At 53.2% G+C, this 20,155-nt stretch carries 15 protein-coding genes; 10 read left to right on the forward strand and 5 right to left on the reverse strand.

The features are described from left to right. Window positions 1-872 precede the first annotated feature (872 nt). Window positions 873-1,565, reverse strand: a complete 693-nt coding sequence (locus EDM59_RS23630; RefSeq protein ID WP_122925865.1) for a Crp/Fnr family transcriptional regulator — start codon at window positions 1,563-1,565, stop codon at window positions 873-875. A 47-nt stretch (window positions 1,566-1,612) separates the two neighbouring features. Here EDM59_RS23630 and EDM59_RS23635 point away from each other — a divergent pair, with 47 nt between their 5' ends. The 3 genes from EDM59_RS23635 to EDM59_RS23645 are packed head-to-tail and all read left to right on the forward strand — an operon-like array spanning window position 1,613 to window position 4,837. Beyond that, window positions 1,613-2,749, forward strand: a complete 1,137-nt coding sequence (locus EDM59_RS23635) for an aminotransferase class V-fold PLP-dependent enzyme (RefSeq protein WP_122925866.1) — start codon at window positions 1,613-1,615, stop codon at window positions 2,747-2,749. 41 nt (window positions 2,750-2,790) lie between these two features. Further along, on the forward strand, window positions 2,791-3,381 hold the full coding sequence (locus EDM59_RS23640; protein WP_183193020.1) for a YitT family protein: 591 nt from the start codon (window positions 2,791-2,793) through the stop codon (window positions 3,379-3,381). A 43-nt stretch (window positions 3,382-3,424) separates the two neighbouring features. Then, window positions 3,425-4,837 carry an amino acid permease gene (locus EDM59_RS23645; RefSeq protein ID WP_122925868.1) on the forward strand — a complete coding sequence of 471 codons (1,413 nt, stop codon included), beginning with the start codon at window positions 3,425-3,427 and terminating at the stop codon, window positions 4,835-4,837. Window positions 4,838-4,893: 56 nt separating this feature from the next. On the opposite strand, the gene EDM59_RS23650 is transcribed toward EDM59_RS23645, so the two are convergent. Beyond that, window positions 4,894-5,700 carry a helix-turn-helix domain-containing protein gene (locus EDM59_RS23650; protein WP_122925869.1) on the reverse strand — a complete coding sequence of 269 codons (807 nt, stop codon included), beginning with the start codon at window positions 5,698-5,700 and terminating at the stop codon, window positions 4,894-4,896. 166 nt (window positions 5,701-5,866) lie between these two features. Between EDM59_RS23650 and tynA the strand changes: the two genes are divergently transcribed. The 3 genes from tynA to EDM59_RS23665 all read left to right on the forward strand — a co-directional run bounded on the left by tynA (window position 5,867) and on the right by EDM59_RS23665 (window position 11,369). Further along, complete coding sequence (gene tynA, locus EDM59_RS23655; RefSeq protein WP_122925870.1) at window positions 5,867-8,173, forward strand: primary-amine oxidase; 2,307 nt, start codon at window positions 5,867-5,869, stop codon at window positions 8,171-8,173. 45 nt (window positions 8,174-8,218) lie between these two features. Next, window positions 8,219-9,691, forward strand: a complete 1,473-nt coding sequence (locus tag EDM59_RS23660) for an aldehyde dehydrogenase family protein (protein WP_122925871.1) — start codon at window positions 8,219-8,221, stop codon at window positions 9,689-9,691. A gap of 205 nt (window positions 9,692-9,896) precedes the next feature. Then, window positions 9,897-11,369, forward strand: a complete 1,473-nt coding sequence (locus EDM59_RS23665; protein WP_122925872.1) for a protein adenylyltransferase SelO — start codon at window positions 9,897-9,899, stop codon at window positions 11,367-11,369. 70 nt (window positions 11,370-11,439) lie between these two features. On the opposite strand, the gene EDM59_RS23670 is transcribed toward EDM59_RS23665, so the two are convergent. Further along, entirely contained in the window at window positions 11,440-12,369 is a 930-nt protein-coding gene (locus EDM59_RS23670) for a TIGR01777 family oxidoreductase (RefSeq protein WP_122925873.1), read from the reverse strand. Between the two features lie 111 nt (window positions 12,370-12,480). Between EDM59_RS23670 and EDM59_RS23675 the strand changes: the two genes are divergently transcribed. Continuing rightward, window positions 12,481-13,272, forward strand: a complete 792-nt coding sequence (locus EDM59_RS23675; protein WP_183193021.1) for a sugar nucleotide-binding protein — start codon at window positions 12,481-12,483, stop codon at window positions 13,270-13,272. Between the two features lie 127 nt (window positions 13,273-13,399). Further along, window positions 13,400-14,095, forward strand: coding sequence for an aspartate/glutamate racemase family protein (locus tag EDM59_RS23680; protein WP_122925875.1), 696 nt, complete (start codon window positions 13,400-13,402; stop codon window positions 14,093-14,095). 134 nt (window positions 14,096-14,229) lie between these two features. Here EDM59_RS23680 and EDM59_RS23685 read toward each other — a convergent pair whose 3' ends face one another. Further along, window positions 14,230-15,411 carry a M20 metallopeptidase family protein gene (locus tag EDM59_RS23685; RefSeq protein ID WP_122925876.1) on the reverse strand — a complete coding sequence of 394 codons (1,182 nt, stop codon included), beginning with the start codon at window positions 15,409-15,411 and terminating at the stop codon, window positions 14,230-14,232. Window positions 15,412-15,446: 35 nt separating this feature from the next. After that, window positions 15,447-16,685 (reverse strand): MFS transporter, encoded by a 1,239-nt coding sequence (locus EDM59_RS23690; RefSeq protein ID WP_122926231.1) that lies wholly within the window; start codon window positions 16,683-16,685, stop codon window positions 15,447-15,449. Between the two features lie 139 nt (window positions 16,686-16,824). On the opposite strand from EDM59_RS23690, the gene EDM59_RS23695 reads away from it, so the two are divergent. Both EDM59_RS23695 and EDM59_RS23700 read left to right on the forward strand, forming a co-directional pair. Further along, the gene (locus EDM59_RS23695) at window positions 16,825-18,930 is read left to right on the forward strand and encodes a helix-turn-helix domain-containing protein (RefSeq protein ID WP_183193022.1); all 2,106 of its coding nucleotides are present in this window, start codon (window positions 16,825-16,827) and stop codon (window positions 18,928-18,930) included. A 135-nt stretch (window positions 18,931-19,065) separates the two neighbouring features. Then, window positions 19,066-20,148, forward strand: a complete 1,083-nt coding sequence (locus EDM59_RS23700) for a putative 2-aminoethylphosphonate ABC transporter substrate-binding protein (RefSeq protein WP_122925878.1) — start codon at window positions 19,066-19,068, stop codon at window positions 20,146-20,148. Window positions 20,149-20,155 lie beyond the last annotated feature (7 nt).

The following is a 20,155-nucleotide window of genomic DNA, read 5'->3' on the forward strand; positions in this document are numbered from 1 at the left end:
AATAGAAATAACCGCCACCATAAAGGTGACGGTATTCATCGAGCTCGTTAGGTTTTAGGGTGTTACCGATAATCACGTGCGACGCATCTACCTCCGTTATGAAGCTAGAAGTCTATTGCAGTGAACGGTTTTCCCTTACTCGCTGGGTGATCGTGTAAATCATCCATGGCACATCGCCTCCTAGAAGACTAAAGCCTGTTTGAATAACACACCACCGAGCTCGATGACTTTATTATGGTCCATTCTCGTTTTTATATACGCGCACATCACAAATCTTTTTGAGGACGACGAAAACTCGATTGAACGGGGCTGCAGCGTGGCGTTGGCATATTTTTGCCGAGGCTTCACACGGTCCCACACAATTTGTCCGCTACATGCATTGGCTCTAGGATAAGTCCGAGAAAAAGGGTCAAAAAGGAAATAAACGCATGGTTATTAAATTCCCACTAAATGGCAATCGGCAAGTAGTCGTGGTCCTCAATAGCAAAGCAAAGAAAAAAAGAAAAGATAAGGGAAACAGAGCCAAGTCCTCATGGGAGCTGGCTCTGTTTTTTTGTCGACAGGCATGCTTAACTGTCCGTCCTGTTTATGGAATCCCGCGTGTCCTAAAAGCAGCTGCTCCGCGTAAGTTTGGTCGTACGTATCAGGAGTCAGCGGTACCTTTCGTTTTCTCCGCGAAAAAAACTCGTAAGCGCCCCCAAACAGCAAGAGCCCACCGATCACAAGGATCAAAAGCACCCAAAGCACCCAAAGCTTCATTCAGCAAGCCTTCTTTTCCCAAAATCCTCATGGTCAGAAATTTGGCGCGAAATGCGAAAAAGTGTAAAGTGCTTTACTGATTCCGGTCGAGCTCTTCCTGTATCGTGAAGGTATTACATGGATAGGCCGTCCAAGACGGAGCGGTACAGCATCTCTTCATCCTCAATGACGTACAAGCCGCCATCCTTGGAGAGGATGTGCCTTCTCTCCAGCTCCTTCATCGTTCCTGCGACGGTGACACGAGAGGTACCGACGACATTGGCCAGCTCCTGATGGGTGAAACGGACCGTAATGATTCGTTTCCCCTCGATTCCTTTGCCGTAAGTACTGCCCAGCTGAAGCAGGGTGAAGCAGATACGCTGGGCAGCCGAGTAAAAACTGAGCTGCATGGTGTGAGAAGCGAGAATCCGGTTCTTGCCATCGAGAAAACGCAGGACCTGATGAGCGAGTGTAAGATTTGTTGAAAACGCTTCCTTGAAGCGCTCCACTGGAATCTTCAGCAAGGTTGCTTTGCTCGCCGTGATTGCTCCGTTGTTGTAGGTGGGATGGTCAAACAGCCCGCATTCGCCAAGCAGTCCGCCTTTTCCAATGATGGCGATCGCCTTTTCTTCGCCGGAAGGGGTAGTCAGGAAGAGGCGGATACGCCCCTGCAGGACAACGTAGACATGCTTCGCCGCTTGATCCTGATGAAAAATGGATTCGTGCTTTTGGTACGGGATGGTTTGCCCGAGGGAATAGACCTCATGCCAGTCGTAGGGGAGATTCTCCATCCAGGGCGAGGTTTTGTCATCGAAGAACGAAATCATGATCTGTATCACTCCACAATCATTGAACAGTAGAAAGAGGGATTGTTATGACGTTTCCATTTGCCCGTGAGAGAGGCTATTTTCCGATTGTAAACGAAAAAATTCAGCTGTCCAGCTGCTCGCAAAGCGCTTTGAGCATGCAAGTGCAGGAAGCGATCGCCGCTTATATGGACACTTTGCGCTACACCGGGATGGACTGGAATCTGTGGATGGATAAGGTGGAGGAAGCCAAAGGACAATTCGCCCGTCTGATCAACGCTTCTCCGGAAGAGATCGCGGTGCTGTCCTCTGTTTCGGACTGTGCCTCTTCGGTTGCTACTGCCCTGGACTTCTCGGGGGAACGCAATCAGATCGTCACGACCGAAATGGATTTTCCCAGCATTGGTCATGTGTGGCTGGCCCAGCAGAAACGAGGCGCACAGGTGCAGTTTATTCCATCGGCAGATTCTGTTATACCGCTAGCGTACTACAGCGAGTCGGTGAATGAACAGACCCTGATTACGTCGATTCCCCACGTATCGTATTACAACGGCTTCAAGCAGGATGTACAACAAATCGCCCAGATCGTCCATGAAAAAGGCTCGTATCTATTCGTAGACGCCTATCAGTCTGCGGGAAGCGTGAAGATTGACGTAAAAGCAATGGACATTGATTTTCTGGCAGCGGGCGTCCAAAAGTACATGCTGGGGATCCCGGGGATTGCTTTCCTGTATGTCCGCAAAGAGGTAGCGGAAAAGCTTACGCCAGTCGTAACGGGCTGGTTCGGGCGCGTCAGCCCGTTTGCATTTGACATCAAGCATCTGGATTTTGCCCAGGCAGCACGCCGCTTTGAGACGGGGACACCCCCGATGATCAATGGCTACGCGGCGGCGGCAAGCATCGGGATGCTAAACGAAATCGGGGTAGACCGGATTGAAGCTTATCTGCAAAGCCTGTCCCGTACGGCGATTGCCTACGCGCAGGAAAAAGGGCTGCGGGTGATGAGCCCTCTCGATTTGAGCCAAAAGGCAGCCAATACGGCCATCTACATCCCGCAAGCCGCCAAAGCGGAAGCCATTCTCAAAGAAAAAGGAATCCTGGTCTCGGCTCGCAACGATGTGATTCGGATCGCTCCGCACTTCTACAACACAGAGCAAGAAGTAAAGGCAGCGATCGACGCGTTGGCTGCTCTTGGGAATCAATGAACAACGGGTCCCTCGTAAAATCGCTCGGGAAGGAATGGAGCATGATTTTGGCGGGTACGGCATTGGTGGCGCTCGCGTACTACCTATTCATGCAGCCCAATGAAATCACAGCTCCAGGCCTGGGGGGAGTAGCTGTTTTGCTCGGCTACTTTCTCCCGATCTCCCTCGGACTGATTTACTTCTTGCTAAATGTACCGCTTTTTCTGCTTGGCTACCGATTCGTCGGGCGCAGATTTGTCGTCAATAGCTTGGTGGGCATGGTGAGCTTGTCGCTGTTCTTAGGGGTATTTTCTTTCCTTCCCGGTTGGCACCAGCCGCTGGCAGGAGTGCTGCTCGGGGGAATCGTCAGTGGGGCGGGGATTGCATTGGTCCTACGTGCCGGTGGAACGACAGGCGGTGTCGATATCGCGTGCGTGGTTCTGAACAAGATTTGGCCAGCCGCTACGATTGGCAAAATGATGATCGGCATGAACGCCCTGATCGTCATCGCTTCCTGGCTGGTGTCGGATATGCTTCACTCGATTTTTACGCTTCTCTCGCTCGTTGTCGCAGGAAAAGCGGTCGATGTGTTCTTGGTATGGGGGCAGCGGAACCGTGGTGAACAGCAGGCCGAGGCAGGTACGACAGGTTGATTCGCAATATTTCAAATCGAAAGTCATGACGGGGGGCAACTGTATGAAGGATAAGGACAACTTTCTCGAACGTGAATCAGGTCTACATCGAGGATTAACCAAAAGTCAGCTGACGATGATCGGGCTTGGGGGAGCGATTGGAACCGGGCTGTTTATGGGGAGTGCCATCGCAATCAGCTACGCAGGCCCGGGAGTCATCCTCAGCTATGTCATTGCAGCATTTATCGCCGTGATCATGATGTTCTCTCTCTCGGAAATGGCTGTCGCCCATCCGACTGCGGGATCCTTCGGAGTCTATGCAGAAAAGTATTTGGGCGGCTGGGCTGGCTTTACCTCTCGCTGGACGTACTGGGCCGCGCAGGTCATTGCGGTAGGTGGAGAAGCGGTCGCGGTCGGTATCTACATGACGTACTGGTTTCCTGACATTCCGGTATGGGTCTGGACCCTCGGATTTGGTGCGGCTTTGCTCTACGTCAATTCTCGTTCGGTTGAGAATTTCGGCAGCATTGAGTACTGGTTCGCCATGATCAAGGTAGTAGCTATTATTGCTTTCATCATTTTCGGTATTGCAGTCGTGCTGGGGATCGGGACACCAGCAGTCGGCTTTGAGAACTTTACCAAGCATGACGGATTTTTGCCGCACGGCTTTGGCGGCGTATGGATGGCGGTGCTGATGGCTATCTTCAGCTTTGTCGGGGTAGAAGTCATCGCCGTGACGGCTGGGGAGGCCAAGGACCCGCGTTCGGCTGTTCCACGGGCGATGCGTACGATGGTGGTCCGTTTGATCATCTTTTACTTCCTCGCGATGGGAATCATGATCGCTGTCGTTCCTTGGATCAATGCCGGTGCAAAGGAAATCGCCCAAAGCCCGTTTGTTCTCGTTTTTGATCACGTCGGGATTTCCGCTGCAGCAGGTATCATGAACTTCGTCGTCCTGACAGCAGCCTTGTCCAGCATGAATACCAATTTGTACATGACTTCGCGGATGATCTTTTCCTTGTCGCGCAGCAACTACGCACCAGAGTCTTTTGGCAAGCTGAACAAGGACGGCACTCCGGTCAACGCCCTGCTGCTGTCGAGCATCGGTGTAGCGCTCGCAGCGCTCATTTCCAAAATCAGTCCGTTGGCGTATAACTACCTGTTTGGAATTGCCTTGTTCGGTGCCTTGTACGTTTGGCTGTTGACGCTTTTGTCGCATTTAAAGTTCCGCAAGCAATGGGAGCAAAATGGAGGAGAGAAGCTTCCTGTCCGTGCACCGTTGTTTCCGGTCCTGCAGATCATCGGGATCGCACTGATCGCCGCGATCTTGATTACCATGGGCTTGGATACAGAGTTCTGGAACGTCTCCTGGATTATCGGAGTTCCTTGGCTGGCTTTCCTCACCCTGATCTACTATGCGAAGTACAAGAAAAAGCTTTCGCATGCGGATTCGAGCCAGTCAGGAAAAACGGCATAAGAGGAAGGATCAGCAGTCCACCTTATCTGAGGTGGACTTTTTGCTGTCTGCAGGGACTAGAGTGGGGGAGTTTGCAAAAGCATGATGATCTGCATCGGAGTGAACAGGCTAAAATGCTTGAAATCCTTGATGAAATGAGCCTGGTCGTAGTAGCCATGCTCGTTGGCGATCGTTCCCGAAGTGCTCGTCCGGTTCATCATGGCAGAGAGTGTATTTTGAAAGCGAGTGATGCGGCTGTACTGTTTTGGCGAGAGACCGAGTGTGTCGACGAACTTTTTGCGGATGTAGCGGCTGGATAGGCCAATGTCATCTGCGAGAGTATCGACAGTCACGTTCCCTTTTGATTGATAGATTTGCTGCAAGCAATAGGGAAGCAGTCCAGTAGGCTGCTCGGATGACAACAGCTTGGGCAGCAAATATTTCTCGAAATGCGCGATGCGCTCCTCAAACAGCCCCAGCTCCGCGATGTCATCACAGAGACTTTCGGTGCCATGCATAACGTCACTCAAATTTGGCTGACGGTCGATCAGATCGCGAAACGGAGTGGGGGACAGATACAAGCTTTGCAAGGGCGTGAGACGTACACCAAAATAGGTGGCGCCAGCATGAAAGGGAATCGTTTCCCCTTGCAGAATGGTCCCGCACATCAGGGAATGAGGGCGAAGAGGATCACAGCAGATCAGCACATCCATGCAGCCATCAGGTACGACGCGAATGGCATGGACAGACGTTCCCATGACGTATTGGTAATAGAGGACGGTCTGGTCTTGATAAGGGACGAGCTTTTCCTGATAGCTGCTGGTTTCCAGACGAAACCCGTACTGCACAGGAGGTAGATTGGCGGCGATTTCCAAGCGATTCATTCATCCATAACCACCTTTACAAAATCGTCAGGTTCACGCGTGATACATAGCTACCAATAGTATGATAGAAACGCCAGGAAACTGATAGTTCCGAAATTTACAATACATTTGTCGCAGCCTGCCCCTACAATGGGCGTGTAAACACGAACAAGCGGGGGGATCTTTCATGCATCCAAAGAAAAGCGAAAGAAAGAAGCTGCCGAAACAACTCGTCCTATCCACGGCAGCGTTAGGAACGGCTTTGACCTTTGCACTGTCGCCGTCAGTGCCATTCGCGCAGAAGGCAAATGCACATGGCGGAGAGGCCGAATACCTTCCACTCCGGCCGATGGTGGAGGAATTCGGCGGAACCGTTGCGTGGGATAGCAAAACCCAAACGGCACAGGTCAAGCGCAGTGGCACCATTGTAACATTGAAGCCAAACCAGTCACAGGTGCTGGTAAATGGTAGTTCTGTCCAGCTGGAGGCGCCTGTTGTCTATAAAAATGGATCGTTGTACGTAACGCATCATTTCCTCAACGAAGTGTTCCAATCCGAGCTGGATCAGACGGTTTCGGTTCAAAAGGTGGAGCATCCTTTGAACCCGTTGACAGCAGACGAGATTAACAGTGTTGTAAGCGCTGTCAAAGCGTCTGATTCCTTCAAACAGAGCATGCGCTTTACGCAAATCTCGTTGAAGGAGCCGGAAAAAAGCAAGGTGTGGAACTGGGTATACGGACAGAAGAGCGCATTTGAGAGAGAAGCGAATGTCGTGATGCTGGATGGCAAAAAGGTCATCGAGGCACAGGTAAACCTCGCGTCGAAGAAGCTCGTCTCCTGGAAGGAAGTCGAGGGAGCGCACGGGATGGTCATCTTGGATGACTTCCAGACGGTCCAAGCCGCAATCGAGGAGAGCAGTGAGTATGCGGATGCCCTGAAAAAACGGGGGATCAATGACGTGAAAAAGGTGGTTGCGACTCCGCTCACCGTCGGGTATTTCAACGAGGCAGATGGCTTGAAGCAGGACCTGCGTCTTTTGAAGGTCGTCTCTTACCTGGATGTGGGGGACGGAAACTACTGGGCGCACCCGATCGAAAATCTGGTAGCGATCGTGGACCTGGAGCAAAAGAAAGTGATCAAGATCGAAGACGCAGGCGTGATCCCGGTGCCTTTGAAGCCGACCCCTTACGATGGCCGCAGCCAGCAAGCGAAGCAAAGCGTCAAGCCGCTCACGATCACCGAGCCGCAAGGGGAAAACTACAGCTTTGACGGAAATACGATCCATTGGGGGAACTGGGACTTCCACCTCCGGATGGATTCACGCGTAGGTCCCGTCCTGTCGACGATGACGTACAACGACAATGGCACCAAGCGCAAAATCATGTACGAGGGCTCGCTGGGCGGCATGATCGTTCCTTATGGCGATCCGGACGTGGGCTGGTATTTCAAAGCGTATCTGGATTCCGGGGACTACGGGATGGGTGTATTGACCTCTCCGCTGGAAAAGGGCACGGACGTACCGGATAACGCGCAGCTGCTCGAGGCGACCATTTCGGACAACGACGGAAACCCGTACACGATTCCAAATGCCATGGCGATCTTCGAGCAATACGCCGGACCGGAATTCAAGCACCAGGAGATGGGCAAAGACAACGTGAGCCGCGAGCGCCGTGAGCTGGTCGTTCGCTGGATCAGTACAGTAGGCAACTACGACTACATTTTTGACTGGATTTTGTCTTCGAACGGAACGATCAAGATCGATGTGGGCGCGACAGGCATCGAAGCGGTGAAGGCCGTGAAATCCTCCACGATGCACGATCCGACTGCGAAAGAGGATACGCGCTACGGCACGCTGATCGATCACAACATCGTCGGAACGACTCACCAGCACATTTACAACTTCCGCCTCGATCTCGATGTGGATGGCGAGAACAATACGTTGACAGAGGTCAATCCGCAGATCGCCGAAAATACAGCAGGTGGGCCGCGCAAGAGCGTGATTGTCACCGAGCAAAAGACCGTGACCACTGAGCAGGACGCGATCCAGACCTTTGACCCGTCCACGATTCGCCTGCTGAGCAATCCTTCCAAAGAAAACAAAGTCGGAAATCCGGTTTCCTATCAGATCATGCCGTACGCTGGAGGAACACATCCGGTGGCAAAAGGAGCTATGTTCAGCAAGGACGAGTGGCTGTACAACCGCGTGAATTTTATGGACAAACAAATCTGGGTGACCAAATACAATCCAGACGAGCGCTATCCAGAGGGAGAATACCCGAACCGTGCGAAGACGGATACAGGCTTGAAGGAGTTTACCGCAAACAACGACTCCATCGAGAACACAGATAATGTGGTGTGGATGACAACTGGCACGACGCACGTAGCACGGGCAGAGGAATGGCCGATCATGCCGACGGAGTGGGTGCACGCGATGCTCAAGCCGTGGAATTTCTTCGACCAGACACCTACCTTGGACTTGCCTGCGAAAAAGTAGCGCTGCCATGTAAGATCAATCAAATGGGAATCGGGGGAGAGTAAGATGGCACAATCATACCAATTGTTCATTGATGGAAAATGGGTAGATGCTTTGTCAGGCAAGACATTCGATTCGTTCAATCCGGCGACGGGAGAAGTAAACGGCGTGGTGGCTGAAGCGGGGGCGCAGGACGTTGATCTGGCTGTCAGAGCAGCGCGGAAGGCATTTGTATCCGGTCCGTGGGCGGAAATGGCGCCAAGTGATCGCGGCAGGCTGCTGTACCGTGCCGCACAAAAAATGTGGGAGAAGCTCGATTATCTCGCAGAGGTAGAGTCCAGTGACAACGGCTTGCCGATCAACGAAACGAAGTACATTGCGATGCCCGCAACCATCGACGTGCTGGAATTCTACGCGGGACTCGCCAACAAAGTGCAGGGAGAGACGCTGGCTTCTCCCGGGAATCGCTTCAACTACACGCTGCGAGAGCCACTAGGCGTCATTGGCGCGATCGTGCCGTGGAACTTCCCGCTCATGCTGGCGATGTGGAAGCTGGCTCCGGCTCTGGCAGCGGGCAACACCATCGTCATCAAGCCGGCGGAGCAGACGCCGATCAGCATGCTGGAGCTGGCAAAGGTATTTGAGGAAGCGGGAATCCCGGATGGCGTCATCAACGTAGTTCCCGGGTTCGGCGCCGTTGCGGGAGACGCGCTGTCCTCTCATCCGGATGTAGACAAAATCGCCTTTACGGGTTCTACCTCGACAGGCAGACTGATCATGCAGGCGGCAAGCAAGCATCTCAAGCCTGTATCGCTTGAGCTTGGAGGCAAATCGCCAAACATCGTCTTCGCCGACGCAGAGCTGGACGATGCCGTGAATGGCGCCCTCTTCGGAATCTACTTTGCGCAAGGCCAAGTGTGCGCGGCGGGTTCTCGTCTGTTCGTACAGGACAGCGTCTACGACCGCTTCCTGGATGCTTTTAGCAAAAAGGCGCAAACCATTCGGGTCGGCAACCCGCTCGATCCTGCCACGCAAATGGGTCCACAAGTATCGATGGCGCAGCTGGAGCGGATCGAGCACTATGTAGAAAAGGGACTGGAGGAAGGAGCCAACCTCGTGCTGGGCGGCAAACGCAATCCGCAGGCGGGCACCGGCTATTTCTTCACACCAACCATCTTTGAAAATGTGACGAACAACATGACCATTGCCCGTGAAGAAATTTTTGGTCCGGTCATCTCAGTCATTCGCTTCAAGGACGAGGAGGACGCGCTCCGTCTGGCTAACGAAACGACTTATGGACTCGCTTCCGGTGTTTGGACCAACGATTTGAAACGCGCACACCGCATGGCACGTGGCCTGCACGCAGGGACGGTGTACATCAATACGTACTCCATGCTCGACAGCACCACACCGTTTGGCGGTACGAAGCAGAGCGGCTTCGGTCGCGAGCTGGGGATGCAGGCGATGGACATGTATACGCATACGAAGAGCGTCTGGGTCGACTTGGGCAAGCAAGGACTGAACTGGTACGGGGTATAAAAGAGAGCAAGATTTCAGCAAAGTGCGATCAGCCTTCCTCATGCAGGGAGGCTTTTTTCATTCCCTACACTTTGAAAGCGGAAAGGGCACGCGTCTGGTGCACGTAACACGTTATAATAGAATGGCAAAAGTAAACAATAATAAGGGCAATTCTGTGCAGAATAGAAGGCTGCAATCCCAATGACGCATAGAAAAAGGAGTTACAATGACAGAGAAAAAAGCAGGTCGCAGTGCTGGATGGAACTTCGACAACAGTTATGCCCGTTTGCCTCAAACCTTCTTTACCGAGCAACCGCCAACCCCTGCTCACTCGCCCAAGCTGGTCGTCCTGAATGAAGCTTTGGCTGGTTCACTTGGGTTAAATAGTGACGCGCTGAAAAGGGAGGATGGCGTGGAAGCACTTGCAGGCAGCCAGATTCCCGAAGGTGCTTTGCCGCTGGCGCAAGCCTATGCCGGGCATCAATTCGGCTACTTTACGATGCTGGGGGATGGCAGGGCGGTCCTGCTCGGCGAACAAGTGACACCGGGTGGTGAACGGTTCGATATTCAGCTGAAAGGAGCGGGGCGGACGCCTTATTCCCGGCGTGGCGACGGGCGCGCGGCACTTGGGCCGATGCTTCGCGAGTACATCATCAGCGAAGCGATGCACGCTTTTGGGATACCTACCACGCGCAGCCTGGCTGTCGTGACCACGGGCGAGAATATCATTCGCGAAACGTATTTGCCCGGTGCCGTTTTGACTCGGGTGGCTGCCAGCCATATTCGTGTCGGCACGTTTCAATATGCCGCCAAATGGGGGACCCAGGAAGAACTTCAGGCCTTGGCGGACTACACCCTCGAGAGGCATTTTGCGAAACCGGACGAGGGGGAAAACCGCTATTTGTTCCTTCTGAAAGAAGTGATCAAGCGGCAGGCTGCACTGATTGCCAAATGGCAGCTGGTCGGCTTCATTCACGGTGTGATGAACACTGACAACATGGCCCTGAGTGGAGAAACCATTGACTACGGTCCGTGCGCCTTCATGGACACGTTCGATCCCGCCACCGTCTTTAGCTCGATTGACGAGCAGGGGCGCTACGCCTATGCGAATCAGCCGTATATTGCCGTGTGGAACCTCTCGAGATTTGCGGAAACGCTTCTCCCGCTGCTGCATGACGATCAGGAGCAGGCAGTCAAAACGGCCGAGGGAGCACTTGCCGGTTTTGCCGAGCTGTATACGGGCGAGTGGCTAAAGGGGATGAGGGCGAAGCTGGGGCTCTTTACGGAAGAGGAGCAGGACGGGTCGCTTGTAGAGAGCTTGCTCAAATTGATGGAAAAAGAGAAAGCCGACTATACGAATACGTTCCGAGCCCTCACGCTGGATAAGCCGCAAGAGTCGGCGATGTTTGGCACACCGGAATTTACCGAATGGCTGGGCCAATGGCAAGCAAGGCGGGACAGACAGCCGCAGTCCAAGGAGGAATCTCTGCAGCTGATGCGTCAGAGCAATCCAACTGTCATCCCGCGCAACCATCGTGTAGAGGCAGCGCTGGACGCGGCAGTGGCCGGAGATCTCAGCGTGCTGGAAAGACTTCTGGACGTGCTTGCAAGGCCATTTGCGTATACGGCCGATCAGGAAGAGTACGCGGCTTTGCCTGCGCCCTCGCACTATCCTTATCAAACCTATTGCGGGACCTAGGGTACAAATATGAAAAGGCAGCGAATGACGGAAAGGTCGATCGCTGCCTTTTTGCTTTTCGGAACCAAGCTTACGCGTGGGCCTTCTCCGGTACGAGCAGATCCCGCAGCGCTGCCTCCAGATCGGTATGTCCAAAAGAAAAGCCGCTCTCAAGCAGTTTTGCCGGGACACAGTTGCGGCCAGTCAAAGCGAGACTAGGGTCCGTTCGCATGACCAGGTAAGCGCCGAGCCAGACGAAGGGAGCAGGAGTCGGAGGAGCCCAGCCTTTGTTCAATACCTTGCGAAGCGTCTGCATGAACTCACGGTTGGTAACCGGCTTTGGACCCGTAGCATTGACAATGCCGTTGACCTGCTCGTTTTCCATGGCATAGAAAAACATTTCGTTCAAGTCATCTACATGCAGCCAGCTAATGTATTGATTCCCACTGCCGACAGTGCCGCCGAGCCGCATCGAAGCCAGCTTGGCGAGAGGCTCGAGGGCACCGCCGTTTTTCCCCAGCGCAAAGCCGATCCGCAGCATAACCTTGCGAGTATGCGGCAGCTCGCGCTCAAAAAACGCCTGTTCCCACCGCTGGCAAACCTGCACGGAAAAGCCTGTGCCATGCGGGGCATTCTCGTCGCATTCCTGCAGCGTATCGCCGAAAATAGCGAGAGAGCCGGCTTGCACAAAGACAGCGGGAGGCTTGGCGCTTGCTAGGATCGCATCGGTCAGGACTCGCACGGAATCCAGGCGAGAGCGAATGATTTCCTCTTTGTTTTTTGGCGTGTACAAGCAGTTGACGCTTTTGCCGGTAAAGTTGATGACGGCATAGCTGCCATCGATTTCATCTGACCAAGCTCCTCTAGTCGCGCCATCCCATTGCAGATAGCGGATCGATCCAGCTACCCGAGAATTCCCTCGAGTCAGAATTACGACCTCAAATCCCTTTGCAGTCAGAAAATCAGCCAAGGCGTTTCCCAGAAAGCCGGAGCCGCCAGCCAGCACGATTTTTTTACTCATGGTAACATCCCCCTATCGGACCTTCCTCTTTTTGGTAGATCATGGTGGGCACTCTGAGGTATATTGTACTGGAATAAACAGGGAATGGACAGAGGAAGGGGAAGGGATGCGATGAAAGGTCAAAGAATCCTGCTGCTGGGGGGAAGCGGCTATTTGGGGGCGCAAATTGACAGCTGCCTGAGGGCGAGCCAAGAGCATGAAGTCGTTGCCACCTGCTTTTCGGGCATGATCCAGCCGGGATGGACTCGGGTCAATGTGAAGGCTGCAGAGGCTTTTGCGGCGCTGGTCTCTGCAGCTTCACCGGACGTCCTCATATGGGCACTTCGGGGAAATGACGGCGCGGATGCCCAAGAGCTGATCGATATAGGCATGCGGGTACTGCTCGCCCATATACCGAAACAGGCAAAATTGATCTATCTTTCCACGGATGGCGTGTTTGGAAATAAGCAAGGCCCGTTCACTGAAGAAGAAGAATGGGAGCTGCTGGACGAAAGAAATCCGCTGGCAGGCTACTGCCGGGCCAAAATCATGGGGGAGCAGCTGGTACGTGAGCAGCATGATCATCACCTCATTCTGCGTTTTGGGCCCATCTATGGAAAGAATGTGCAAGGCATCTGGGACAAACGGACAAAGGCATTGGTCAGCGAGCTTCAGGAAGGCAGAGGAGTCGTACGCACTCAAAATCTGTACAAGTCATTCGTTCATGTGGAGGATTTGGGCCGTGCGGTAGCAGAGCTCGTGACAAGTTCGCACAAAGGCACCCTTCACTTGGGACCGGAGGAAAAAGCGAGCTACTACACGTTTTGCCGGAGCATGGCGAAAGATTTCGGCTATGATCCCGAGCTGGTACATGGGGAGATCTTGTCAGCCGAAAAAGCCCGAGAGCTGGGGATTTCCGCTTGATACCTCACTCGACACGAGCAAGGGGAGGGCATGGGTAAAGACGGAATTTCGAGGGCTATCAGGGCAGGAGAAATGAGAGAACGATGAGAAGATACAGGAAGAAGGAGAACATGGAGGGGGAGCAGGGATGAAAACAATCGGACTGATCGGCGGCATGAGCTGGGAGTCTTCCCAGGTGTACTATCAAAAGGTGAACGAAGCGGTGCGAGATCGGTTGGGAGGCTTGCATTCGGCAAAATGCATCCTGTATTCGGTCGACTTTGCCGAGATTGAAGAGCTGCAGCATGCAGGAAAGTGGGAGGAAGCTGGCGCGCATATGGCGAATGCCGCTCGCAGTCTGGAGGCAGCAGGTGCAGACATGATCGTCCTTTGCACCAATACGATGCACAAGCTGGCGTATGCGATACAGGGGGCTTCTTCTTTGCCGTTTATTCACATCGCGGATGCGACAGCGGGCAAGATCAAAGCGGACGGGTATCAACGAGTCGGCTTGCTCGCCACACGCTTTACGATGGAGCAAGCGTTTTATACCGGTCGTCTGCAGCAGGAGCACGGGCTGGAGGTACTGCTCCCCGATGAAGCGGGAAGAGAGGCTGTGCATGCGATCATCTACGAGGAGCTGTGCCGAGGCATCATTCGCGAGGAGTCCAAGCAAGTGTACCTGCGCATCATCGATAAACTGATCGAAGAAGGCGCAGAGGCCATCATTCTCGGGTGCACGGAAATCGGTCTGTTGATCGCGCAAACGGACTGCTCTGTGGCGGTGTACGATACGACGGAGATTCACGCGATTGCCGCTGTGGAAGCTGCCCTGGAAAAATAGCAACCGATCTGGCTACAAAAGGTCACCAGCCTTTGCTGCGTGGTCTTTTTTTTGAATGGATGAAGGAAGGAAGAAAGGCACCCTGCCTCTTATGGGAGAAGAGATAGGGTGCCGGTTAGGTGTTCGATCCAAATCTACTCGACTGCCAAATAATCCAGTACGATTCCGATAAACAGCTTCCCGATGTTCAGCATGGAGCGCTCATCTACATCAAACTTCGGATGGTGGTGCGGATAAATGGCATTCAGCTCAGGATTGCGTCCCCCCACAAAGAAGAATGCGCCGGGCTTGTGCTGGAGGTAGTAGGCGAAGTCTTCGCTGCCCATGCCATACTCATGGGTGAGTACTTTTTCTTCACCAAAGATGGCGCCCGCTACTTTTTTCACGCGCAAGGCATCCTCTTCGTGATTCCAGGTGGCAGGGTAGCCTGTCGTCAATGTAAATTCAGCCGTTCCTCCCGCCTGTTCGGCTGTCGTGCGGGTAATCAGGGCAATTTCCTGCTCGATCTTTTTGCGCACATCTTCCTCAAAGGTGCGAACGGTTCCCTTTAACGAGACCTTGTCCTGAATGACGTTGTAGGTTTCTCCACCACCGACAAACGAGCTGACGGTCAAAACGGTCCGGTATTTGGTATCGATGCGCCGACTGATGATCTGCTGCAGGTTTAACACCAGCTGGCTTCCTGCAACGACAGGGTCGATCGTGGCATGCGGCATAGCCCCGTGCCCCCCTTTTCCGTAGAGAACGATGTCAAAGGAGTCGCAGGCAGAAGTCACATACCCTACTCCTGTGCCCACCGTACCCAATGGCGCCTCGGAAGCGACATGCGCGCCGTACACCGCATCGACACCTTCCAGACAACCGTCCTCAATCATCGGTTTGGCACCGCCAGGAATAACCTCTTCGGCAAACTGGTGCAGGAATACCACGTTTCCGGCGAGTGCATCCTTCGCTTCACTCAAGACCGTAGCGACTCCCAGCAAGGCTGCCGTATGAATATCGTGTCCGCAGGCGTGCATGACACCAGGGATGCGGGATTTGTAGGGCACGTCCTTTTCGTCCTGAATGGGGAGGGCGTCGAAGTCGGCACGCAGGGCGACCGTTTTCCCCGGCTTGCCTCCGCGCAGCGTAGCGACAACACCTCGTCCCCCTACGCCTGTGCGCACCTCCAAGCCAAGCTTGGTCAAATAATCCGCGATCTTCCGCGGGGTGTCTACTTCCTGAAAGGACAGCTCAGGGTACATGTGCATATCGCGGCGCAAGCTGACCAGCTCGGGATAGAGGGCTTCCAATTTTTCAAATAGAGAGTTTTTCATCGTTTGATTCGCTCCTTTATGACTGGTATGACGGATTAACCTGCTTGTGTTGGGGAAGCGGGAGTGGCGGCTGTCGTTTTTCTTTCTGTCGGCCATGTCATCGCAGCGATTGCGCAGACCACCATGAGCGCAACCAGGATCCACAGCGCGACATCGTAGGAACCATTGAACGCCTTGACAGTCATCCCGATCAGAAGAGGTGCGACGAAGCCGGCAGCTTGCCCGCCGAAGTTGACAATCCCCATGGCGGTGCCGATCACTTCCTGGGAGAATCGTTTGAGCGGCTGCAGGCCGACTGCGATCACGATAAAGGTGCCGGTAATGCCACTCAGCGTTTCATAGAGGATGACCATCCCGACAGAAGGTGCATTGAACATGAGGTAAATGAACACCGCAGTGAGAAGGGCACAGGCAGCGACAAAGCCCTTTTCCTTGCCAGCGAGCCAGCGGTCCAAAAGCACGCCGCCAGCGATCATGGAAAGGAAGCTGGTGATGGAGGGGATCGTAGACAGTGCCCCCATGGACAAGAGATCGAGATGCCGCACTTTCACGAGATACGTAGGCATCCAGCTCGCCATCCCCCACGTCACAAAGTAAATGCCGAACGAGGTGACCAGAAGACTCCACAGCAGCGGCATTTTTAGCAGCGTCTTCAAGGGAACCTTGTTCGCCGATGTGTTTGCGGCAGCCGCTCGGTCACGTACGGGTGACCTCAAATAAAAGAGGCAGAGAACGGCAACTACGAGCCCTGCCACCCCGATGGCAAAAAACAGGCTTCGCCAGCCGAGCCAGACGATGATTCCGGAAGCGAGTACAGGGGTAATGGCCTTCCCAATGACACTGGCGGACAAGAGAGTCGATTGGGCGCGGCCGCGTTGGTCTTTTGGGAAATGCTCGGAAATCAGGACGGCGCTGGAGGGGGAAAACGGGGCCTCTCCCAGGCCGAACAAAAACCGGATGATGATGAGAGAAACGAGCGACCAGGCTGAGCCTGTCAGCGCTGTGAAGATCGACCATAAAAACAGGGAAAAGGTCAATACCTTGGCGGCACCGAACTTGTCAGCGAGCCATCCGCCAGGGATTTGCATCAAGGCGTAGCCTGCGAAAAAGCTGGAGAGAATCAAGCCTTGCGCAGTCGGATCGAGAGAAAATTCGTCTGCGATGGGAATAATGGCGACGTTGATGACCATGCGATCCAGATTGCCAATCAGCCAGGCGACAAAAAGCATAGACAGGACGATAAACTTCTGGCGCTCCTCCGCTGTACGTGTCATGAGATCACTTCCTTTACTTGGAATACAGTCTGTACCGAGAATTATAAGAATAATGAAAATTGCATTTCAATGTCGGTTTCTGTACAATTATCAGACTATTGGTGTAGGAATTTCTACCGGAGCGGAAGGGGAGGAGCATGTGCGAACGGGTGTAATCAAGCAATTGCAGTCATTCTTACGGGAAAAAGACCATGTCTGGTCGGGACATATATGGCAATGCAAGCCGTATCATCAGGAATTCCACTACGTCGCTCGAATAGGCCCCGCAAAGCAAGCAGGTAAAAAGCAGGCTCCCAGCCTGGTGACCAAGCGGCAGCGCAAATCGCCACCCTATGAAGTGACTTCGATCGAAAGCGGAACGCAGATCGTCTTTTCCTATCCGCTGGGCTACAGGGCCGCACTTATCCTGACGAACTCGGATCTCACCTTGGAAAAAGCGGACGGGAGCTATCTGCATCAGCTGTTCTACCAGCTTTATTGGGAAGGGATCGTGCAGGAGCGGGAAAACGAGCTAGCCAAAATGATTGGCGGTATTCGGGCGATCACCTCCTCGCTGGATATCGATCAGCTCCTGCAAGAAATCCTCGACAACGCCATCGAAGTCATTCCCGCAGCCGATACGGGCATACTCGCCATGTACGATCCAGAGGCCGATCGGCTCGTCAATCGCGCTGCAGTGGGAATGAATGACAACGTCCTCCGCTACCGATTAAAGGTCGGAGAAGCCATCGTCGGGAAAACCTTTGCAGACGGTCAGCCGAGAATATTCTTTACCCGTGAAGAGATGACGCAGGCGATGAGCAATATCGACAAAGAAAATCTGCACTATCTGCTGTCCTCCTATGACTTTTCTCATGTAAAAGGGATCATTTCCATTCCGATTTCCGTGGGGGAAAAGCCGATCGGAGCGATGATCATCCACCAGAATCACACCGAGGGGACGCTGACAGAACGGGATGTCCATTTGCTGAAGGGCTTCGCGGGACAGGCAGCCGTGGTCATTGAAAATGCACGTCTGTTTGCACAGCTGAAAGGCCAGAACCAATACTTGTCCAAACGCAACGAAGTACACGAGACATTGACCCGTTTATCGCTCGAAAACAAAGGAATGGAAGCGATTGTCGCTGCGTTGGACAAGATCATCGGAGTTCCGTTGCTGTTTGTGGATTTTCTGGAGGGAAACTGGCATTCGCGTCAGCACACGATGCTCCCGCTGTTTACAATGGATGAAATAGCCCGCCTGTTTTCCCATCGCGAGGCTCCCGTGATCGTGCGTGTATCCGGTCAGGACCCATACGAATACCATGTGACGCCAATCGTCGTCGGCCATGTCTTCCTCGGCTGTCTCATTGCGATTCTCGATAAACCTTTAGAGGAGCTGGGCAGGATCGCACTCGAGCAAGGTGGTGCAGTACTGGCTTTGGAGCTGGTGAAAAAGCAGTCGCTCACCGATGTGTACTACAAAAAAACACATGAGTTTTTCCGGGAGCTCGTAGAGTCCAACGATCCCGACCTGATGCAGATGGGCGGAGAAGAGTGGGGGATGCGGCTTGCCGATTTCATGACGGTTTTTGTGTTTTCGCTTCGGCATTCGCATGATTTGCGGCAGCTGGAAGCAGAAGTGCACCGTTTGATAGCACGCATCAAAAGAAAGCTGGAAACGAATCGTCTGCTCATCTTTGGCTACCACAACAAGGTCACGCTGCTGGCTATGCTGTCCTCGAAGGAAGAGGTCGATAAGCTGTGTCAAAAGGTCGCGGATGTAGTGGGGGAATGGGCAGAAAGTGAAGGTCTGCCTTTGTGTGCGGGTGTAGGAACGGCAGGTCAAGGGATCGGTGCGATCAAAAAGAGCCACGATGAGGCGCAAAAAGCGCTGCAGTACATCGCAGAGCGCCAGCATAGAGGCATGCTTCGCTACGAGGAGCTGGGAATCAACCGTCTGTTTTTGCATCAGCCTGCCGAGGAAATGATTTCGTTTCTGGAAGAGATGTTCACACCACTTCGAACGGAAAAAGCGAGACAAAACGATTTGGAGCAGACCCTGCTGAAGTTTATGGCGACGAACAGCTCGGCAGTCCGGACGGCAGAGCAGCTGCACATCCATATCAACACCTTGTACAAAAGATTGAAAAAGATCGAGCAATTGCTGGGGCTCTCTTTTGAAAAGCCAGAGGATGTCCTCAAAATTCAGATGGCCTGCCATTTGCGCGAGACATTTGTCAACCAGATTAAGGAAGAGGTCTAGAAAAACAAATAAAAACAACTTAAAGGCAAGTAAAAACAATTAATTTACGTGCAATTCATATCAACTTAATATTTCGCCCGTAACATAGGACGCAAGAACAGGAAATGAACATCCCCACATGGAGGAGAGATTCTCATGAAGAAGTGGCATTATCCTTTGCTTGCGTCCTTTTTATCCATTGCTGTACTTGCAGGTTGTGGCCAAGCACCACAATCCCAAACAAACACACAAGGTTCCACAGCCGCTGGTGGCAGTGCAAGTCAATCCGGAGAGATTACCGTCTATACAGCGTTGGAGGATGATCAGATCAAAACGTACCTGGAGTCCTTCAAAGCGAAGTATCCGGATGTGAAAGTCAATATCGTTCGTGACTCGACGGGAATCATCACGGCCAAGCTGCTCGCAGAAAAAGACAATCCACAAGCAGACGTCGTATGGGGTACTGCCGCGACAAGTCTGTTGGTCCTCGATCAGCAGGGCATGCTGGAAGCCTATGATCCAAAAGGGGTCGAGAAGGTCTCCGCAGCGTTTAAGGACGACAAGTCCCCAGTCCACTGGGTCGGGATCGATGCCTGGGAAACCGCCTTTGCAGTAAACACCAAGGAGCTGGAAAAGCGCAACCTGCCTATCCCGCGTTCCTATGAAGATCTCACAAAGCCTGAGTACAAAGGCATGATCGTCATGCCAAACCCGGCATCCTCGGGAACAGGTCTTTTGACCATCAACGGTGTGATGCAGCTGAAAGGCGATGGAGATGGCTGGTCCTATCTCGACAAGCTGCATGACAACATGGCGGTTTACACACACTCCGGCTCCAAGCCTGCCAAAATGGCGGCAACGGGTGAGTATCCGATCGGTATTTCCTTTGGTTATCGCGCCATCACAGAAAAGAAAAAAGGGGCACCGATTGAAGTGGTTTTCCCTGAAGAAGGCTCCGGCTGGGATGTAGAAGCCAATGCCTTGATGAAGAAAGCGCAAATCAAGCCGGAAGCAAAGCTGTTCCTCGACTGGGCGATCTCTGATGAAGCGATGAAGGAGTACAACGCAAACTTCGCGATCGTCAGTGTGAAGCAAGAGGGAGCGGCCTTGCCAGAAGGCTATGCTGTAGATCCATTGAAACAGCTGATTCCGCTCGATTTGAAAAAAGCAGCAGAGAACCGCGAGAAGATTTTGGCTGAGTGGGAAAAGCGCTACGCTACCAAGAGCGAGCCTAAGTAAGCAACGA

It is taken from the genome of Brevibacillus nitrificans (assembly GCF_003710965.1).
GTDB classification, from domain to species: domain Bacteria; phylum Bacillota; class Bacilli; order Brevibacillales; family Brevibacillaceae; genus Brevibacillus; species Brevibacillus centrosporus.

Excerpts from the sequence above, each read along its gene's own strand:
- EDM59_RS23635 (WP_122925866.1), top strand. The coding sequence starts at position 1,613 with ATGACGTTTCCATTTGCCCGTGAGAGAGGCTATTTTCCGATTGTAAAC.
- tynA (WP_122925870.1), top strand. The coding sequence starts at position 5,867 with ATGCATCCAAAGAAAAGCGAAAGAAAGAAGCTGCCGAAACAACTCGTC.
- EDM59_RS23690 (WP_122926231.1), bottom strand. The coding sequence starts at position 16,685 with ATGACACGTACAGCGGAGGAGCGCCAGAAGTTTATCGTCCTGTCTATG.
- EDM59_RS23675 (WP_183193021.1), top strand. The coding sequence starts at position 12,481 with ATGAAAGGTCAAAGAATCCTGCTGCTGGGGGGAAGCGGCTATTTGGGG.
- EDM59_RS23670 (WP_122925873.1), bottom strand. The coding sequence starts at position 12,369 with ATGAGTAAAAAAATCGTGCTGGCTGGCGGCTCCGGCTTTCTGGGAAAC.
- EDM59_RS23645 (WP_122925868.1), top strand. The coding sequence starts at position 3,425 with ATGAAGGATAAGGACAACTTTCTCGAACGTGAATCAGGTCTACATCGA.
- EDM59_RS23630 (WP_122925865.1), bottom strand. The coding sequence starts at position 1,565 with ATGATTTCGTTCTTCGATGACAAAACCTCGCCCTGGATGGAGAATCTC.
- EDM59_RS23640 (WP_183193020.1), top strand. The coding sequence starts at position 2,791 with ATGATTTTGGCGGGTACGGCATTGGTGGCGCTCGCGTACTACCTATTC.
- EDM59_RS23700 (WP_122925878.1), top strand. The coding sequence starts at position 19,066 with ATGAAGAAGTGGCATTATCCTTTGCTTGCGTCCTTTTTATCCATTGCT.
- EDM59_RS23665 (WP_122925872.1), top strand. The coding sequence starts at position 9,897 with ATGACAGAGAAAAAAGCAGGTCGCAGTGCTGGATGGAACTTCGACAAC.
- EDM59_RS23685 (WP_122925876.1), bottom strand. The coding sequence starts at position 15,411 with ATGAAAAACTCTCTATTTGAAAAATTGGAAGCCCTCTATCCCGAGCTG.
- EDM59_RS23650 (WP_122925869.1), bottom strand. The coding sequence starts at position 5,700 with ATGAATCGCTTGGAAATCGCCGCCAATCTACCTCCTGTGCAGTACGGG.
- EDM59_RS23660 (WP_122925871.1), top strand. The coding sequence starts at position 8,219 with ATGGCACAATCATACCAATTGTTCATTGATGGAAAATGGGTAGATGCT.
- EDM59_RS23680 (WP_122925875.1), top strand. The coding sequence starts at position 13,400 with ATGAAAACAATCGGACTGATCGGCGGCATGAGCTGGGAGTCTTCCCAG.